The 14,695-nt window shown below is 45.3% G+C and carries 17 protein-coding genes and 1 other annotated feature; all 17 genes read left to right on the top strand.

Annotated elements, in window-relative coordinates:
- Positions 1-93 precede the first annotated feature (93 nt).
- The 17 genes from L2D08_RS08455 to L2D08_RS08535 all read left to right on the top strand — a co-directional run bounded on the left by L2D08_RS08455 (position 94) and on the right by L2D08_RS08535 (position 14,687).
- Positions 94-2,736, top strand: a complete 2,643-nt coding sequence (locus L2D08_RS08455; RefSeq protein ID WP_242233323.1) for a valine--tRNA ligase — start codon at positions 94-96, stop codon at positions 2,734-2,736.
- Positions 2,737-2,798: 62 nt separating this feature from the next.
- A complete protein-coding gene (locus tag L2D08_RS08460; protein ID WP_242233324.1) occupies positions 2,799-4,088 on the top strand; it encodes a bifunctional folylpolyglutamate synthase/dihydrofolate synthase in 1,290 nt (429 codons plus the stop codon).
- Between the two features lie 388 nt (positions 4,089-4,476).
- A complete protein-coding gene (locus L2D08_RS08465; protein WP_242233325.1) occupies positions 4,477-5,223 on the top strand; it encodes a prepilin peptidase in 747 nt (248 codons plus the stop codon).
- 125 nt (positions 5,224-5,348) lie between these two features.
- Entirely contained in the window at positions 5,349-5,942 is a 594-nt protein-coding gene (locus tag L2D08_RS08470) for a hypothetical protein (protein ID WP_242233326.1), read from the top strand.
- A gap of 110 nt (positions 5,943-6,052) precedes the next feature.
- Complete coding sequence (locus L2D08_RS08475; RefSeq protein ID WP_242233327.1) at positions 6,053-6,676, top strand: Maf family protein; 624 nt, start codon at positions 6,053-6,055, stop codon at positions 6,674-6,676.
- Positions 6,666-7,373, top strand: a complete 708-nt coding sequence (gene radC, locus L2D08_RS08480) for a RadC family protein (protein ID WP_304653925.1) — start codon at positions 6,666-6,668, stop codon at positions 7,371-7,373. The genes L2D08_RS08475 and radC overlap by 11 nt, the downstream gene beginning before the upstream one ends.
- Before the next feature lie 136 nt (positions 7,374-7,509).
- Complete coding sequence (locus L2D08_RS08485; protein ID WP_242233328.1) at positions 7,510-8,520, top strand: rod shape-determining protein; 1,011 nt, start codon at positions 7,510-7,512, stop codon at positions 8,518-8,520.
- Positions 8,521-8,623: 103 nt separating this feature from the next.
- Complete coding sequence (gene mreC, locus L2D08_RS08490; RefSeq protein ID WP_242233329.1) at positions 8,624-9,517, top strand: rod shape-determining protein MreC; 894 nt, start codon at positions 8,624-8,626, stop codon at positions 9,515-9,517.
- Positions 9,514-10,026, top strand: coding sequence for a rod shape-determining protein MreD (gene mreD / locus L2D08_RS08495; protein WP_242233330.1), 513 nt, complete (start codon positions 9,514-9,516; stop codon positions 10,024-10,026). Before mreC ends, mreD begins: the two co-directional genes overlap by 4 nt.
- Positions 10,027-10,092: 66 nt before the next feature.
- On the top strand, positions 10,093-10,770 hold the full coding sequence (gene minC / locus L2D08_RS08500) for a septum site-determining protein MinC (protein ID WP_242233331.1): 678 nt from the start codon (positions 10,093-10,095) through the stop codon (positions 10,768-10,770).
- Positions 10,771-11,574: a septum site-determining protein MinD gene (minD, locus tag L2D08_RS08505; RefSeq protein WP_242233332.1), complete on the top strand. Its 804-nt coding sequence runs from the start codon at positions 10,771-10,773 to the stop codon at positions 11,572-11,574.
- 74 nt (positions 11,575-11,648) lie between these two features.
- On the top strand, positions 11,649-12,086 hold the full coding sequence (locus L2D08_RS08510; RefSeq protein ID WP_242233333.1) for a hypothetical protein: 438 nt from the start codon (positions 11,649-11,651) through the stop codon (positions 12,084-12,086).
- Positions 12,079-12,900, top strand: a complete 822-nt coding sequence (locus L2D08_RS08515) for a site-2 protease family protein (RefSeq protein ID WP_242233334.1) — start codon at positions 12,079-12,081, stop codon at positions 12,898-12,900. The genes L2D08_RS08510 and L2D08_RS08515 overlap by 8 nt, the downstream gene beginning before the upstream one ends.
- Before the next feature lie 47 nt (positions 12,901-12,947).
- Positions 12,948-13,022: a sequence feature (ribosomal protein L21 leader region), on the top strand.
- Positions 13,023-13,034: 12 nt separating this feature from the next.
- Positions 13,035-13,343 (top strand): 50S ribosomal protein L21, encoded by a 309-nt coding sequence (gene rplU / locus L2D08_RS08520; protein WP_242233335.1) that lies wholly within the window; start codon positions 13,035-13,037, stop codon positions 13,341-13,343.
- A 12-nt stretch (positions 13,344-13,355) separates the two neighbouring features.
- Entirely contained in the window at positions 13,356-13,688 is a 333-nt protein-coding gene (locus tag L2D08_RS08525; RefSeq protein WP_242233336.1) for a ribosomal-processing cysteine protease Prp, read from the top strand.
- Between the two features lie 16 nt (positions 13,689-13,704).
- Positions 13,705-13,989 (top strand): 50S ribosomal protein L27, encoded by a 285-nt coding sequence (gene rpmA / locus L2D08_RS08530; RefSeq protein ID WP_242233486.1) that lies wholly within the window; start codon positions 13,705-13,707, stop codon positions 13,987-13,989.
- A gap of 131 nt (positions 13,990-14,120) precedes the next feature.
- Positions 14,121-14,687, top strand: a complete 567-nt coding sequence (locus L2D08_RS08535) for a Spo0B C-terminal domain-containing protein (RefSeq protein WP_242233337.1) — start codon at positions 14,121-14,123, stop codon at positions 14,685-14,687.
- Positions 14,688-14,695: the final 8 nt, after the last annotated feature.

The following is a 14,695-nucleotide window of genomic DNA, read 5'->3' on the forward strand; positions in this document are numbered from 1 at the left end:
CTTCCGGAGGTACAAACCGCTTCTGTGAGGGGGTGTCTTAAGCTTGCCGCTGAAAAACGTGTGCCTCGCGCTTTTTTACAAGGAGGAAAAACAATGTCACAACAAGAAACAACGATGCCGACAAAATATGATCCACAGGCGATCGAGAAAGGCCGATACGACTGGTGGACAGCCGGCAAATTTTTCGAAGCAAAAAACGATGAATCCAAAACCCCTTACACGATTGTGATTCCGCCCCCGAATGTTACAGGCAAGCTTCACCTTGGGCATGCATGGGATACAACACTGCAGGATATTTTAACGCGCATGAAGCGCATGCAGGGCTTTGACGTTCTATGGCTTCCAGGAATGGACCATGCCGGTATCGCGACACAGGCAAAAGTAGAACAGAAGTTAAAAGAAGAAGGCAAGACCCGATATGATCTTGGCCGTGAGAAATTCCTTGAAGAATCATGGAAATGGAAAGAAGAATACGCCGGGCATATCCGTGCCCAGTGGGCAAAGCTTGGTCTTGGCCTTGACTACAGCCGGGAACGCTTTACGCTGGATGAAGGGTTGTCAAAAGCCGTTCGTGAAGTATTCGTAAAGCTGTATGAAAAAGGGCTCATCTACCGTGGTGAGTACATTATCAACTGGGATCCGTCTACTAAAACGGCGCTGTCAGATATTGAAGTTATCTATAAAGATGTACAAGGTGCTTTTTATCATATGAAATATCCGCTTGAGGACGGATCAGGCTCTATTGAAGTTGCCACAACACGCCCGGAGACGATGCTTGGTGATACGGCCGTAGCGGTTCATCCGGAAGATGAGCGCTACAAACATTTAATCGGTAAAAATGTTGTCCTGCCAATTGTCGGCCGGGTAATTCCAATTATCGCTGATGAGTATGTAGATCCAGAATTCGGAAGCGGTGTTGTGAAAATTACGCCAGCGCATGATCCGAACGATTTTGAAGTCGGAAACCGTCATGATCTTCCGCGTATCCTTGTGATGAACGAAGACGGAACAATGAACAAAGAAGCCGGTACATACGGCGGCATGGACCGTTTTGAATGCCGTAAGCAGATTGTCAAAGATCTTCAGGAACAAGGTGTCCTATTTAAGATTGAAGACCATTTACATTCAGTCGGCCATTCGGAAAGAAGCGGCGCTGTTGTCGAGCCGTATTTGTCTACCCAGTGGTTCGTTAAAATGGGTCCTTTGGCTGAACAAGCCGTTGAGCTTCAAAAAAACGAAAACAAAGTAAACTTTGTACCGGATCGTTTTGAAAAAACATACCTGCATTGGATGGAGAACATCCGTGACTGGTGTATTTCCCGTCAGCTTTGGTGGGGGCACCGCATTCCAGCCTGGTATCATAAAGAAACAGGTGAAGTTTATGTAGGGCAGGAAGCGCCTCAGGATGCAGAAAACTGGGAGCAGGATACCGACGTACTTGATACATGGTTCTCATCAGCTCTGTGGCCGTTTTCAACGCTGGGCTGGCCAGATGAGGATTCTGCTGAATTCAAGCGCTATTACCCGACTGCAGCCCTTGTAACGGGGTATGATATTATTTTCTTCTGGGTATCCCGAATGATTTTCCAGGGGCTTGAATTTACAGGTGAACGCCCGTTTGAAGATGTTTTAATCCATGGTCTTGTACGCGACGCAGAAGGGCGCAAAATGTCGAAGTCTCTTGGCAACGGCGTGGATCCGATGGAAGTCATTGACCAGTACGGTGCCGATTCACTTCGCTACTTCCTTGCAACGGGAAGCTCGCCTGGACAGGACTTGCGCTATACAACCGAGAAAGTGGAAGCAACATGGAACTTTGCCAATAAAATTTGGAATGCGTCTCGATTCGCCCTGATGAATATGGGCGGCATGACATATGATCAAATTGATTTGACGGGCAAAAAATCAGTTGCAGATGAATGGATTTTAACACGCTTAAATGAAACGATTGAAAGCGTGACACACTTATCGGATAAATACGAGTTCGGGGAAGTCGGCCGGACGCTGTATAACTTTATTTGGGACGATTTCTGTGACTGGTATATTGAAATGGCGAAACTGCCGCTGTACGGGGAAGACGAACAGGCGAAGCAAATGACCCGTTCGGTTCTTGCTTATGTGCTCGACAGCACAATGCGTCTTCTGCATCCATTTATGCCGTTTATTACCGAAGAAATTTGGCAGAACCTGCCGCATGAAGGGGAAACGATTGTCGAAGCATCATGGCCAACAGCAGATGATTCTTTAACAAACAAAGAAGCAGCAGCCAGCATGAAGCTGCTCGTTGATATTATCCGTGCTGTGCGCAACATTCGTTCAGAAGTGAACACGCCGATGAGCAAGAAAGTACCGCTTGTTTTAAAAGCAAAAGACGAAGCAGTTCTTTCTACTTTAACAGAAAACCGCTACTACATTGAGCGATTCTGTAACCCGGATGAGCTTGTAATTGATGCAAACCCGGCAGTGCCTGAAAAAGCGATGACAGCTGTTGTAACGGGAGCCGAGCTCTTTATGCCGCTTGCAGGTCTATTAAATATTGATGAAGAAATTGCCCGTCTTGAAAAAGAAAAAGCAAAGTGGCAGTCTGAAGTAGACCGCGTACTGAAAAAGCTGTCTAATGAGCGGTTTATCTCAAAAGCACCGCAAAAAGTCGTTGATGAAGAGCGCGCGAAAGAAGCGGATTACCGTGAAAAACTCGCTGCTGTTGAAGCACGCATCGAAGATTTAAAGAATTAATCGAGAAGACGAACCCGCCTCAAGGCGGTTCGTCTTTTTCGTACATAAGGAGAAGAAATAGCATGAATACGTACGAAGAAGCACTTGCCTGGATTCATGGACGTCTGCGCGTAGGCATTAAGCCGGGTCTGATGCGGATGGAATATATGATGGAACGGCTTGATCATCCTGAGCGCCGCCTGCGTGCAGTCCATATTGGCGGAACAAATGGAAAAGGCTCGACTACCGCTATGCTGCGATCGATTTTAACGGAAGCCGGCTTTGAAACAGGGACGTTTACATCACCTTATATTGAACAATTCAATGAGCGGATCAGCGTTAATGGGACGCCTATTTCAGATGAAGAGATTACGGCTTTGGCAGTGAAAATTAAAACGATTGCAGATGAAATGGAAGAGCTGGAAATGGGCGGGCCGAGTGAATTTGAAATCATTACGGCTATGGCTTTTTATTATTTTGCTTATATGCACCCGGTTGACCTTGTTTTATTTGAAGTCGGTCTTGGCGGCCGCCTGGATTCAACAAACATTGTTCATCCACTGCTGTCGGTGATCACCACGATTGGCATGGATCACCTTCAATTCCTTGGTGACACGCTGGAAGAAATTGCGCGGGAAAAAGCAGGCATTATTAAAAGCGGTGTGCCCGTTGTAACAGCGGTTCATCAGCCGGAAGCTCTTGCTGTGATTGCCGAGACGGCAAAGCAAAAACGTTCAGCACTTTACCAATACGGCCGGGATTTCACGGGCAGCTGGACCGCTTCAACGGAAAAAGGAGAACAATTTGACTTCACGTCCCTTTACAGCAGCCGTTCTGCCCTCGAAACGGGACTTGCCGGGCTGCACCAGGTGCAAAACGCGGCAACAGCTGTGATGGCAGCTGACTTTTTACGTGTATTTTACTCCTTTTTAATCGAAGAGCACCATATTGAGCAGGGGCTCCAAAAAGCCGTATGGCCGGGACGGTTTGAAACACTCTCAGACGACCCGCTGATCATTGCAGACGGCGCCCATAATGAAGAAGGAGTAGAAGCACTTGTGCGGACAGCCGTCCAGCGGTTTCCGAATAAAAACATAACGATCCTGTTTGCGGCAATGAAGGACAAACCGCTGGATGGAATGATTGCACGCTTAAACCAAATGGCAGATCAGCTGTACCTGACTTCGTTTGACTTTCCAAGAGCCGCAGGCGCAAAAGAGTATGCACCATTTCAAAGCGCATCAGTTATATTTGATCCAGATTGTGTTAGGGTTATTCGAGACTTCCAGCAAAATTCTACCATTCAAGATATTCTTATTGTCACGGGCTCCCTTTATTTTATTTCTATGATAAAACAAGAACTAACCATTTAAATGGTTGGTTCAAAGTGGGGAAAAGGAGCAAAAGGATTATTTGCTCACTAGTTTACGTCGTTTTAGTGTCCTCCAAAAGATATTACTATCAGTGTTATTGTCTTCTTTTCTTTTTTTGGATTAAAGACCAAATGTATAAGTTCTTTAGATAGAGAGAGGGAAATGGTAAATATATGGGTGGAAATACGCCGTTTCTATATTTCATAACCAGAAAAATTTAAAGTATAGTGAGCACAGAGTAAAGGAAGTGGAGGAGGAACATTAAAATGATTAGGTTAATCAAATACAAACAAAGTAAGAATTTTATGTATCCGTTCACTTTTCAGAAGAAGGCCAACAGGTCAAAAATTCACAAAAAGTCTATGCGTGTTTCTAATGATCAAGTTTAATGGCGAATTCTTTGGTGATTTTTCTATATGGACTTGTTTTCAGTTCGTTTTATAATGTAATAGGGATACGTGTTCCAGCCGGAAAGTCAATTCTTTACCCGCCAAGCACATGCACTCACTGTCAGTATCGCTTAACTTTTGCTGACTTATTGCCTCTTATATCCTATATCCTGTTAAAAGGCAGGTGTAGAAAGTGTAAAAAGAGTATTTCTCCTCTTTATTTTATAATGGAGCTCGTTACACCACTGCTTTTTGTATTTGCATATCAAACTTTTGGCTCGTCGTTATCTTTTTTATACGCCTTTCTGCTTATTTCGTTACTTAGTATTCTTATTGTTTCAGATCTTGTTTATATGCTTATTCCAAATAAAATCTTACTGGTTTTTGGAAGTATCATATTTCCTATATGGCTTATTAAGCCTCTAGAATCTTGGGGAAACTCTTTGTTAGCCGCTTTATTCACTTTTGGTGTATTAGCAGCATTTGCTATGTTATCAAGGGGAGGAATTGGCGGAGGAGATATTAAATTGTTTGCGCTGCTTGGATTTACGTTAGGATTTAAATTGATTCTGCTAGCTTTTTTCCTTGCTTGTTTCTTTGGAGCAGTCATAAGTCTTATTCTTTTATTTTTTGGAATAATAAAAAGAAAAGAACCTGTCCCTTTCGCTCCATTTATTTCGATGGGTACATTGCTAGCTTATTTTAAAGGTAATATATTTATTGATTGGTACTTAAGTTTCTTTTGAAAAACAGGTGTAAAGAAACGTATCTAGTGATCATCTTGTCTATTAAAAATTATAAGGACAGAATAGTATTTATTCTGTTCTTTTTGCTTTCTATAAGCCGTATGTTTAAGAGAGGAGGGATAAACATGGAAGAGCCAGACTGGACACGCCGGGATGGAGAGGTATTGATTTGGCAGCTTCCCGGCGAAGAAACGGTACTGCCGAAGCCGAAAAAAAAGCCTGCTTTAAAAGCAGGAACGGGAATCCTAATTATTTTTGCTGCTCTTTTAACAGGCAGTGTGTTCGGGCTGTTAATGATGAGCGCGGTTCCGGATCAAAAATCAGCCAAACAAGTGCAGGCATCGGGTACGCCTTCTGAGCAAGCGGCGCCGTCAGCAGAGGAGCCGGCCGAAAAAGGAATAGCTGCTACCGAAAAAAATATTTCGCTGTTTGTTCTTCAAGGAGGGCTTTATTCTACAAAATCGGCAGCAGAAGAAGCAGCTGCTGCATCAGAAGAGCGGGCCGCTGTCCTTTCAACAGGGAAGCAATACAGCATGATCTACGGTGTTTTTTTCTCCAAACCTGAAGCGGATCAAGCCGAGCAGCAATTGGAAGCGGACGGAACAGCCGCTTATGTAAAAGAAACGAAAGTCACTGTTTCAAGCGAAGAAGAAAAAGCGTTAAAAAAAGCGGCAGAGGATCAGCAGTTGGAAGAAGCCGCCTCGATTCTGTCACCCTAGCCTGCCTCCATCCGGCGGGTTTTATTTGTTTGCCGGTATGTTGTTTGATATGATAAACGCGTAACTCCCAATGACTCTTTATATCCAACCAAAAGGAAAGGTGATCCTCTTTGACCCACATTATTTTGGCTTCATCATCGCCCCGCAGAAAAGAATTGCTTGCTCAAGTAAACATTCCTTTTATCGTTCATGCGGCCAATACGGACGAAACCATTGCACCCGGAACGCATCCGGCCCAGGCAGTTGAACAGCTTGCTCTACGAAAAGCAGAAGCTGTTTTGGCGGCGTACCCGGATAAAGTAGTGATCGGTGCGGATACCGTCGTAGCTGTTGGCGATCGTATTCTTGGAAAGCCGGAAACCGAGCAGGAGGCGATGGACATGCTTTGTATGCTTTCCGGCCGCCACCATGCCGTCTATACCGGTGTTGCCATTCTCTCGAGAAATGAAAAAGTGGTCTTTCATGAAAAAACCGACGTTGAATTTTGGGAACTGACAAAAGCGGAGATTGCGGCTTATATCAAGACAGGCGACCCATTTGATAAGGCAGGCAGCTATGGAATTCAAACAGCCGGCGCGCTTTTTGTTAAAGCGATTCACGGTGATTACTTTAATGTAGTGGGACTGCCGGTTTCCTCACTTCACCGCCGATTGAATCAATCGGGCCTTCTTGAGGACGGGCCGGGCCGGGCCGGTCCACGATTAAAAGAAGGGAAGAATCCAAATGACCCATGATAAAACAATCCCGTCTCACCCGCTGATGATACGGGATGTTCCGCCGCACGACCGCCCGCGTGAAAGAATGATTGCGAGCGGTCCGCACAGTTTATCCAACCATGAACTCCTCGCTATTTTACTTCGTACCGGTTCAAAAGAAGAATCCGTTCTGCAGCTGTCCAACCGTATCTTAATCCACTTTGAAGGCCTTCGCCTGCTCAAGGATGCCTCACTTGAAGAAATTACGTCCATCAAAGGAATAGGGGGTGCTAAAGCGATTCAGCTGATGGCGGCCGTTGAAATAGGGCGGCGTATAGAACGCTTAAAGTATGATGAGCGTTTTACCATCCGCTCTCCGGAAGATGCCGCTAATTATATGATGGAAGAAATGCGCTTCTTAAGCCAGGAGCATTTTGTCGCGCTCTATTTAAACACAAAAAACCAGGTGATGCACAAACAAACCCTGTTTATTGGCAGCTTAAATGCCTCGATTGTCCACCCGCGCGAGGTCTTTAAAGAAGCATTCCGCCGTTCCGCTGCTTCGATTGTCTGTCTGCATAATCATCCATCGGGCGACCCGTCTCCCAGCCGTGAAGACATCGATGTAACTAAACGGCTGGTGGAGTGCGGAAAAATATTAGGCATTGATGTCCTCGACCATTTGATTATAGGCGAGAAGAAATATGTGAGTTTGAAAGAAAAAGGTTATTTATAACGCTATGCTTTTTTTTTTCGTTCCGCTATAATATAAGTTATGGTTTTTGAGAAACTTTTCACACATTTTAAAACAGCCATATCTAGTGAAATGATCACGATAAAAAGGGTCTATTGAGGAAAGGGAGATACACTACATGTTTGGAATTGGGAGCCGTGACCTTGGCATCGACCTTGGAACAGCGAATACACTTGTTTATGCAAAAGGAAAAGGTGTTATTGTACGGGAGCCATCTGTTGTTGCATTGCAGACAGATACAAAACAGATCGTGGCAGTTGGGAATGATGCACGCAACATGATCGGCCGGACGCCGGGTAATATCATTGCCACACGCCCGATGAAAGACGGTGTTATTGCCGACTATGAAACAACAGCCACGATGATTAAGTACTACATTAAGCAGGCGACAAAAGGTGCAAGCGGCTTCCTATCAAGCAAGCCGTACGTAATGGTTTGTGTGCCATCTGGTATTACAGCCGTTGAACGCCGCGCGGTGATTGATGCAACACGCCAGGCAGGGGCACGGGATGCTTATCCGATTGAAGAGCCGTTTGCAGCAGCCATCGGAGCCAATCTTCCTGTATGGGAACCAACGGGAAGCATGGTAGTAGATATCGGCGGCGGTACGACAGAAGTCGCGATTATTTCGCTTGGCGGTATTGTGACAAGCGAATCCCTTCGGATTGCCGGTGATGAAATGGATGATGCAATTATCGCGTATATCCGCAAGCAGTACAATTTGCTGATCGGAGACCGGACAGCAGAAATGATTAAAATGGAAATCGGGTCAGCCGGCGATGCGGAAGGCATTCCAAACTTGGAAATCCGCGGCCGTGATTTGTTGACAGGATTGCCGAAAACGATTGAGATTACCGCACAAGAAATAGCAGATGCGCTAAAAGACACGGTTTACGCTATTGTAGAAACGGTAAAAAGCACCTTGGAAAAAACGCCTCCGGAATTAGCAGCCGATATTATGGATCGCGGTATTGTACTAACGGGCGGCGGTGCGTTGCTGCGCAATTTAGACAAGGTGATCAGCAAGGAAACCAATATGCCAGTTATTATTGCTGAAAATCCACTTGACTGTGTTGCAGTAGGAACGGGTCTTGCATTGGATCACATTCATCTGTTTAAAAACAAATAATCGTTGACGATGAGGCCGGTTCTCCGCGCGTCTTAACCGGTTTTCCGGTGCGCGTTGAACCAGCCTCACCGTTTTGAATGCTTAGAAAACTGAGGTGGAATTCATGCCGCACTTTTTAACAAACAAGCGGTTGATTATATTGCTCGGCAGTATTATTCTTCTTGTTGCTATGATTGGTTTTTCCATGCGGGACCGGGAGAACATCACTTGGCCGGAAAAATTCATTAAAGACGTAACAGGTTTCGGGCAGAATATTGTGTCGAAGCCCGCGGGTGCTGTGGAGTCTTTTTTTGACGATGTAAGCAGGTTGCGCCATACATATGAAGAAAATGAAAAGCTTCGCACTCACTTGGAAGAGCTTGCCCAGCTGGAAAGTGACGTGGCGCGTCTTGAAAAAGATAATGCTGAACTCCGTAAAGTGCTTGAGAAAGAAGACAGCCTGGCTGATTACGAGCCCGTTCAGGCAACAGTCATTGCCCGCAATCCTGACCGCTGGTATGAGTTGATTACCATCGATCAAGGAGAATCAAATGGGATTGAGCCGGATATGGCAGTGATGACAGCGAGCGGCTTGGTTGGAAAAGTACAGAGTACGTCAAAGTTCACGTCTACTGTGCAGCTTTTGTCGGCTCACGATTCAAACAACCGCGTTTCGGCGCTTGTCCAAGGCGACAAAACCGTTTATGGGCTTATTGAAGGATATGATGAAGAAAAACAAATGCTTCAATTAACGAAGATTCCGTCCGATGCGAAAGTAAAAAAAGGACAAGCTGTCACAACATCCGGCCTTGGCGGCGTTTTCCCGAAAGGCCTGGTGATTGGAAAGGTATCAGAGCTTGTTCCGGATGAATTTGGTTTAACACAGACAGCACTTGTCAAACCGGCCGCAAGCTTTTATGATTTGGAACACGTTATGGTGTCCAAGCGTAAAATGACAAAAGTACTGCCTGAAGAAGAAGACCGCCAGCAGGTAGTGGTTGAGGAGGAAGGAATGTGAAAAAAGCGCTCCTTCCTCTTTTAATGACCGCCCTGTTTTATAGTGATAGTGTGTTTATGATCTTTTTTTCAGAACAGGCCTTTGACGGGGCCTACATGCCGGTTCCGCGTTTTTTTATCATTGGCCTTTTGTTTATGTCTGTTTTCTTTGACAGGAATACAGCTATAAAATATGGCTTTTTCTTCGGCTTTTTATTTGATATGTTTTATACAGGGCTTCTAGGCGCCTATTTCTTTTTCCTGCCGCTTATCGTTTACATAACATCCATGCTGACGAAATGGCTCCATGGTACGCTGCCTGTTTTTCTCGTTATCGTGTTGTTTGATATTGCCCTGCTTGAATTGGTCATGTACGGATTGAATGTGCTCGTACAGCGGACAACCTTTTCATTTGAGCAGTTCACCTATATGCGGCTTTTGGCAACGTTTGTGTTAAACGCTCTTTTTTACATTCTGTTTGCCATCCCGCTTCGAGGTGCTTTTTTGAAATTGAAAAAAGTGTTCGATTAAGAGAGAAAAAAGGAATATCGGATAGCGCTGTCGAATATTGAGACGTACAGAGGTGGGATACTTTCTATGAAACAAAGTCAAAATGTCGTCATTAAAGGGACGAAAGACGGCCTGACTCTTCAGTTAAGTGATAAATGTTCCTATAGTGAATTAATAGAGGAATTAACCGAAAAATTAGATGCCGTTACAAAAGACGGCGAAAATGCACTCATTACAGTCACGGTTCAAACGGGGAACCGATATTTGACTGAAGAAGAAAAAGAAGAACTGCGTCAGCTGATCAGGCAGCGCCGTCATCTAGTTGTCGAAGACATCAGGTCCAACGTGCTGACAATTGACGAAGCTATACAATGGAAAGAAGAAAATGAAATTGTTTCATATACAGGCCGTATCCGTTCCGGTCAGGTGCTGGAAGTGCCAGGAGATTTACTGCTGATTGGGGATGTAAATCCTGGCGGTGCTGTGATGGCAGGAGGAAGCATTTTTATCATGGGGGCGCTAAAAGGCATGGCGCACGCGGGCTGCTATGGAAATGACAATGCGGTGATTGCCGCCGGAAAAATGATGCCGTCCCAGCTGCGGATCAGCAGTCATTTAACCCGTTCACCAGACCGATATGATGAAGAAGATATTACAGAGTCGGAATGCGCGTTTATTAATGAAGCACAACAATTGGTGATTGATCGGCTGCAGGTATTGAAATATTTGCGTCCTGATTTATCGACGTTTAAAGGGGGCTTTTAAGTGGGGGAAGCAATTGTCATTACTTCTGGAAAAGGCGGAGTCGGCAAAACAACAACGACCGCAAATCTCGGTACAGCGCTTGCGCTGCAGGAGAAAAAAGTATGTCTCGTTGACACAGATATCGGTCTTCGTAACCTGGATGTAGTCATGGGACTTGAAAATCGGATTATTTATGACCTTGTTGATGTAGTGGAGGAGCGGTGCAAAACGCATCAGGCTCTTGTAAAGGACAAGCGTTTTAATGATCTCCTCTATTTGCTGCCGGCTGCCCAAACGACCGATAAGTCTGCTGTTACACCTGAGCAAATGAAAAAATTGGTCGATGAATTAAAACAAGATTATGATTATATTTTGATTGACTGCCCCGCTGGAATAGAGCAGGGATATAAAAATGCTGTAGCTGGCGCAGACCGCGCCATTGTCGTGACTACACCGGAAAAATCATCCGTCCGGGATGCAGACCGTGTAATTGGTCTTTTGGAAAAAGAAGAAGGCATGGCACCGCCAAAGCTTGTGGTGAACCGGATCCGCAATCATATGGTCAAAGAAGGTGACATGCTGGATGTGGATGAAGTAGCTGCTCATTTGTCGATTGAGCTGATCGGGATTGTAGCTGATGATGATGAGGTCATTAAATCGTCTCATAACGGAGAGCCGGTTGCTCATAACCCAAATAACCGTGCTTCAATCGCATATCGGAACATCGCCCGCCGTATACTCGGCGAGTCGGTTCCGCTTCAGCCGCTTGAGCAGGAAAAAGATACGTTCTTCACGAAGCTCAAACGATTTATCGGCATGAGCTGATAAAAAAAGCCGCTTTTTTAAAGCGGCTTTTTTTCTTTGGACGGCATATACATAAGCAGGCGGGAGGGATTCTGATGATCAAGAAAGTCCTCGTTTCTGTTTGCTTATTTGCGGCCGTGTATGTTAATCAGCATACCTCCTTTGTGCAAACCATCTTTACCCGTGACTTTTCGTTTGCCGTTTTTTCGGCCGCATATGAGGAACAGTTCGGTCCTTTATTGCCGGCTATGCATCAAACAAATGACAGGCAGACTTTCGTTGCCAGCACAAACAGCCTGCTCGCCGCGGAACAAAACGGCGTAGTGGTACGGGTTGGCGCTGAAAATATCGTCATTCAGCAGGAAGATGGTTCAGAAATGGAGGTGAAGGGACTGCGTCCTCATTCGTATCGTCTTTTTGAACGCATTAAACAAGGAGAGCCGGTTGGAGCCGCTTCTGGAAAATCCGTTGAATTCATCGAACGAAAAAACGGCCAGGTTCTTTCTTCCAGAAAAGTGAATGTAAATGAATAAGGTCTGCATTCATCCAATCACCTGGCTGTTTGGGGCTGTTGCTGCTGCTACAGGTCTTTTTTTAGAAGGGCTTTGTGTCGCCCTCATTTTGTTTGTCCACGAAATGGGGCATGCTGCTGCTGCTAAAGCAGCAGGCTGGCGCATCATCAAAATGGAGTTTCTGCCATTTGGCGGAAAACTTGAAACAGATGAGCATGCAGGGCGGCCGCTTGTCGAAGAATGGCTCGTTGTCATCTCTGGTCCTTTTATGCATGTCCCCATGCTTGCGGCAAGCACACTTATGCAAAAAGCCGGCTGGATCAGCGCAGATGTGTCGCAATTGCTGTTTCAATTAAATGCTTTTATTTTTTTGTTTAATCTGCTTCCGGTCCTGCCGCTTGACGGGGGAAAAATGGTTCAGCTCCTTTTATGTACACTTCACCCTTACTACAAAGCGTACAAGCAGTCGATCTTTTTTTCATTTGCATCGCTTGCTTTGCTGATGGGGGCAGCTATTGTTCTTCTTCCCTTTTACGTCCAGCTCGTTTTAACGGCTTCCTACGTGGCCGTCCAGCTTCTTGTTATGTGGAAAGAAAAAGAAGTAATGTTTATCCGATTTTTAACGGCCCGCTATTATGAGCCGGTTTCACTGCGCCTGCTTGATCTGCCTGTATTGAAATCAGACCGCCTGCTTTACACGGTCAGAAGGTTTAAACGGAACCGGACGCACACGCTTAATGTGAAAGGCGGCAGGGATATGACAGAAGAGCAATTACTTCAATCCTTTTTTGCGGGAAAAAAATACATCCGGGAAGTTGATGAAAATATAGATTGACACTTCTTTTAAAAGATGATAGAATTCATATGTTATTGTTTGTAGCACCCGTGCTACAACCGCGCACAGCAGGTTTTAAGTATCGATCGATCACCTGTCAAGTGGCGAGTCTGAGTAAACAGGGAGGTGCAGAAATGTACGCAATTATTGAAACAGGCGGCAAGCAGGTTAAAGTTGAAGAAGGTCAAGCAATCTACATCGAAAAATTGAACGCACAAGATGGTGACACTGTCACTTTTGATAAAGTTCTTTTCGTTGGTGGCAACGACGTGAAAGTCGGCAGCCCAGTCGTAGAAGGCGCAACTGTAACGGCGAAGGTTGAAAAGCAAGGACGCGCGAAGAAAATCATCGTTTTCAAATTCAAAGCGAAGAAAAACTACCGCAGAAAGCAAGGACACCGTCAGCCTTACACGAAAGTAGTCATTGAAAAAATCAACGCATAAGGCGATGATGCAATGATCTATGTAGATGTGAACAAAAACGAGGCCGGGCTCATTCAGTCATTTACGATGAAAGGACATGCCGGCTTTGATGAAAGCGGCAAAGATCTTGTATGCGCTGGCGCATCAGCTGTTTCGTTCGGCGCCATTAATGCAGTACAGGCATTGACCGGTATTACACCTCATATTGAACTGGGGGAAGATGGCGGCCTGCTTTACTGCAAGGTGCCGGACGGACTGCCTGAAGACAAGCGCAGCCAGATTCAGCTTCTGCTCGAAGGCATGGTCGTTTCACTGCAGACGATTGAAGAAGGGCACGGACAGTATATTAAGATAAATTTTCTATAGGAGGTGAAATCACATGTTGTTGAAATTGGATCTTCAATTTTTCGCATCCAAAAAAGGGGTAGGTTCTACAAAGAACGGACGTGACTCTGAAGCAAAACGCCTTGGCGCTAAACGTGCTGACGGTCAATTCGTTACAGGTGGTTCAATCCTTTACCGTCAACGCGGCACAAAAATTCACCCAGGTGAAAACGTTGGCCGTGGCGGCGATGATACATTGTTTGCGAAAACAGACGGTATCGTTCGTTTCGAGCGCGTTGGACGCGATCGTAAAAAAGTAAGTGTTTATCCTGCTGCTCAATAATTGGATGAACGAATGGAGGCGTTCTGAAAGTCAACCTTTCGGAGCGCCTCTATTTTTTTGTGTGCAGGCTTTGAGGTTTTCCCGTTCAATTGGGACATTTTTCTGCTATACTAAAAAAGAATGTGTGAACGTTGGAACGAGCGGGGGGTGTGATCAGCCAAGTGGAAAATGAAAAATGGACGTTGTTAAAAACGCTTCGTCATGCGCGTCATGACTGGATGAATGATATACAAATTGTCAAAGGGTATCTTTCTCTTAATAACATTGATGCCGCAGCCCGAGCTACAGATCATATCATTTTAAAGGCTGTACAGGAGTCGAGGCTGTGTAATCTTGGCATGCCGGGGATGGCGGAGCTGTTTATGACGTTTAACTGGTCGCAGCACTTATTCCGGCTTGAATATGAACTGGATGAATCCGTTGCAGCCGGCACGGCGGACGACCAAAAAGCGTGCCGTTTCTTTAATCGGTTATTTTCGCTGCTGGAGCAGCATGTAAAAGAATTTAACGAGCACGAGCTGTTTGTTCATTTATCTGAAAAAGAGGGGTCTCTTGCTGCAGAGATGGAATGGATGGGAGAAGTGGCTAACCGGCCGCTGCTTCTGAAGAAAATAAAGGAATTTGCGCATAGTCTTGAGCTTAAAAGTGCTGTGTGGGAAACGGATTCCGGGGATATACTAATGGAAGTGACATTTTAGGAGGAACA

Source organism: Domibacillus sp. PGB-M46 (assembly GCF_022668875.1).
Taxonomy (GTDB): domain Bacteria; phylum Bacillota; class Bacilli; order Bacillales; family Domibacillaceae; genus Domibacillus.

Bases quoted from the DNA above. Each gene is read 5' to 3' on its own strand.
- L2D08_RS08465 (WP_242233325.1), top strand. From the start codon at position 4,477: ATGGCGAATTCTTTGGTGATTTTTCTATATGGACTTGTTTTCAGTTCG.
- L2D08_RS08485 (WP_242233328.1), top strand. From the start codon at position 7,510: ATGTTTGGAATTGGGAGCCGTGACCTTGGCATCGACCTTGGAACAGCG.
- L2D08_RS08470 (WP_242233326.1), top strand. From the start codon at position 5,349: ATGGAAGAGCCAGACTGGACACGCCGGGATGGAGAGGTATTGATTTGG.
- L2D08_RS08515 (WP_242233334.1), top strand. From the start codon at position 12,079: ATGAATAAGGTCTGCATTCATCCAATCACCTGGCTGTTTGGGGCTGTT.
- L2D08_RS08525 (WP_242233336.1), top strand. From the start codon at position 13,356: ATGATCTATGTAGATGTGAACAAAAACGAGGCCGGGCTCATTCAGTCA.
- mreC (WP_242233329.1), top strand. From the start codon at position 8,624: ATGCCGCACTTTTTAACAAACAAGCGGTTGATTATATTGCTCGGCAGT.
- rplU (WP_242233335.1), top strand. From the start codon at position 13,035: ATGTACGCAATTATTGAAACAGGCGGCAAGCAGGTTAAAGTTGAAGAA.
- L2D08_RS08510 (WP_242233333.1), top strand. From the start codon at position 11,649: ATGATCAAGAAAGTCCTCGTTTCTGTTTGCTTATTTGCGGCCGTGTAT.
- L2D08_RS08455 (WP_242233323.1), top strand. From the start codon at position 94: ATGTCACAACAAGAAACAACGATGCCGACAAAATATGATCCACAGGCG.
- minC (WP_242233331.1), top strand. From the start codon at position 10,093: ATGAAACAAAGTCAAAATGTCGTCATTAAAGGGACGAAAGACGGCCTG.
- radC (WP_304653925.1), top strand. From the start codon at position 6,666: ATGACCCATGATAAAACAATCCCGTCTCACCCGCTGATGATACGGGAT.
- L2D08_RS08460 (WP_242233324.1), top strand. From the start codon at position 2,799: ATGAATACGTACGAAGAAGCACTTGCCTGGATTCATGGACGTCTGCGC.